This is a genomic window from Tateyamaria sp. (assembly GCF_059783535.1).
The window spans coordinates 74,561-76,812 of sequence record NZ_JBYNDP010000006.1; the positions used below are offsets into that span (position 1 = coordinate 74,561).

The 2,252-nt window shown below is 63.9% G+C and carries 2 protein-coding genes and 1 pseudogene; all 3 read left to right on the forward strand.

From position 1 onward, the window contains the following. A pseudogene (locus tag AC6RA8_RS02670) lies at positions 1 to 240 on the forward strand (penicillin-binding protein 2); the annotation flags it as partial. Positions 241 to 274: 34 nt separating this feature from the next. Then, positions 275 to 1,750 carry a UDP-N-acetylmuramoyl-L-alanyl-D-glutamate--2,6-diaminopimelate ligase gene (locus AC6RA8_RS02675; protein ID WP_500350580.1) on the forward strand — a complete coding sequence of 492 codons (1,476 nt, stop codon included), beginning with the start codon at positions 275 to 277 and terminating at the stop codon, positions 1,748 to 1,750. After that, positions 1,747 to 2,252: Mur ligase family protein (locus AC6RA8_RS02680; protein ID WP_500350581.1), on the forward strand; the 506-nt coding region annotated here is incomplete at its 3' end. The genes AC6RA8_RS02675 and AC6RA8_RS02680, both read left to right, overlap by 4 nt.

A 2,252-nucleotide genomic window follows, 5' to 3' on the forward strand; every position in this document is an offset into this window, starting at 1 on the left:
GATGACAAGGTTATTGCGACCTTTGCCACCATGTTCCCGGCCCATGATCCCAAATACGTGCTGGTCGTGACATTGGATGAACCGGTCGAGACCTCGGGGGACAAGCCGCGTCGCACAGCGGGCTGGACCGCCGTTCCTGTCGCCGCCGAAATGATTGGCCGGATCGCGCCCCTTCTGGGTCTGCGCCCAAGCGTTGAACCTGTCACCCTCGCTGATATAACGCTGACCAGCAGCAACTGAGGTGCGCATCGCACCCAAACCATAGGGCCGAGACATGGGCGCGCAGGCACGATCACTTTCATCGCTGGGCCTGACCGCCCGGGGTGGGGCCAATCCCGACATCACAGGCATTGCCGTGGACAGCCGCGAGGTGACGGACGGGTTCCTGTTCGCCGCCATGCCGGGCAGCCGCGTGCACGGGGCGGAGTTCATCCAATACGCGGTTCGCATGGGCGCGGCCGCCGTTCTGACCGATGCCGAAGGGGCCAAACTGGCCGCTGATTGGCTGGACAATGTGGCCGTCGTTGTCACCGATGCCCCGCGCGAGGCGCTCAGCCGGACCGCTGCCCTGTGGTTTGGTGGTCAACCTCCTGCGATGGTCGCTGTCACGGGGACCAATGGTAAAACATCCGTGGCGACCTTTGTGCGTCAAATCTGGATCGAGATGGACTTGCCCGCCGTGAACCTGGGCACAACAGGGGTGGAGGGCGCGTGGACCGCTCCATTGGCTCATACAACGCCCGAGCCGATCACACTGCACCGCACCCTGGCTGAGGCGAAGGCTAATGGGATTACCCATGCTGCGATGGAGGCTTCGTCGCATGGTCTGGACCAGCGCAGGCTGGATGGTGTGACGCTGAAAGCGGCTGGGTTCACGAACTTTACCCAGGATCATCTGGACTACCACCACACATTCGAAGCCTATTTTGACGCCAAGGCGGGTCTGTTTGCACGTGTGCTGCCCGAGGACGGGGTGGCGGTGATCAACATGGATGATGCACGTGGCGTGGACATGGCCGCCATTGCACGGGCGCGGGGGCAAACCGTGATGGCCGTGGGCCGGGATGGCGGCGATCTGCGCCTGAGCGCGCAGCGGTTCGATGCCACGGGGCAGGATGTGCGATTTGAATACGAGGGCAAGGCGTATACCGCGCGTCTGCCCCTGATCGGAGGTTTTCAGGCCGACAATGTGATGCTGGCCTGTGGGCTGGTCATCGCCTGCGGGGCAGAACCTGCGCGAGTGTTCGAGACGTTGCCCCATCTTGGCACCGTCCGGGGGCGTATGCAGTTGGCCGCCACGCGCGAAAATGGCGCGGCGGTGTTCGTGGATTACTCTCATACGCCGGATGCGGTGGCCACAGCCCTCAAAGCGATGCGCCCGCATGTGATGGGGCGGTTGATTGCCGTTGTCGGGGCCGGTGGGGATCGAGATGCGGGTAAGCGTCCGTTGATGGGGCAGGCAGCAGCGGAGAATGCCGACATCGTCTTTGTCACCGATGACAACCCGCGCAGCGAAGACCCCGCACTGATCCGTGCGGCAGTCATGGAAGGCTGTCCGGATGCCACCGAAGTGGGTGATCGCGCCGAAGCGATCCTGCGCGCTGTCGATGCGCTTGGGCCTGGTGACGCGCTGCTGATCGCGGGCAAGGGGCACGAGACAGGCCAGATCGTGGGCGATGATGTGTTGCCCTTTGACGATGTGGAACAAGCAAGTGTGGCCGTGGCCGCCTTGGAAGGACGGTTGACATGACGCTTTGGACCGCAGCCGAGGCGGCCGCCGCCACGGGTGGGCGCGCCACGACGGAGTGGGTGGCGACCGGTGTGTCAATCGACACCCGCACGATTCAGCCCGGCGATATCTTTGTGGCCCTCAAGGCGGCACGGGACGGGCATGATTTTGTGGCCCAGGCGCTTGAAAAGGGCGCAGCCGCGGCGCTGGTGACCCATGTGCCGGACGGAGTGGCCGAAGATGCGCCCTTGCTGATCGTAGATGATGTTCTGGAAGGTTTGGAAGCGCTGGGTATCGCGGCCCGTGCCCGCACGAAGGCCCGCGTCGTCGCGATTACCGGGTCGGTCGGCAAGACCTCGACCAAGGAAATGCTGCGCGCCATCCTGTCGGATCAGGGGCGCACGCACGCCTCTGTCGCCAGCTACAACAACCATTGGGGCGTGCCGTTGACGCTGGCGCGGATGCAGAAGGATACGGAGTATGCGGTGATCGAGATCGGGATGAACCATCCCGGCGAGATTGC

Bases quoted from the DNA above. Each gene is read 5' to 3' on its own strand.
- AC6RA8_RS02675 (WP_500350580.1), top strand. From the start codon at position 275: ATGGGCGCGCAGGCACGATCACTTTCATCGCTGGGCCTGACCGCCCGG.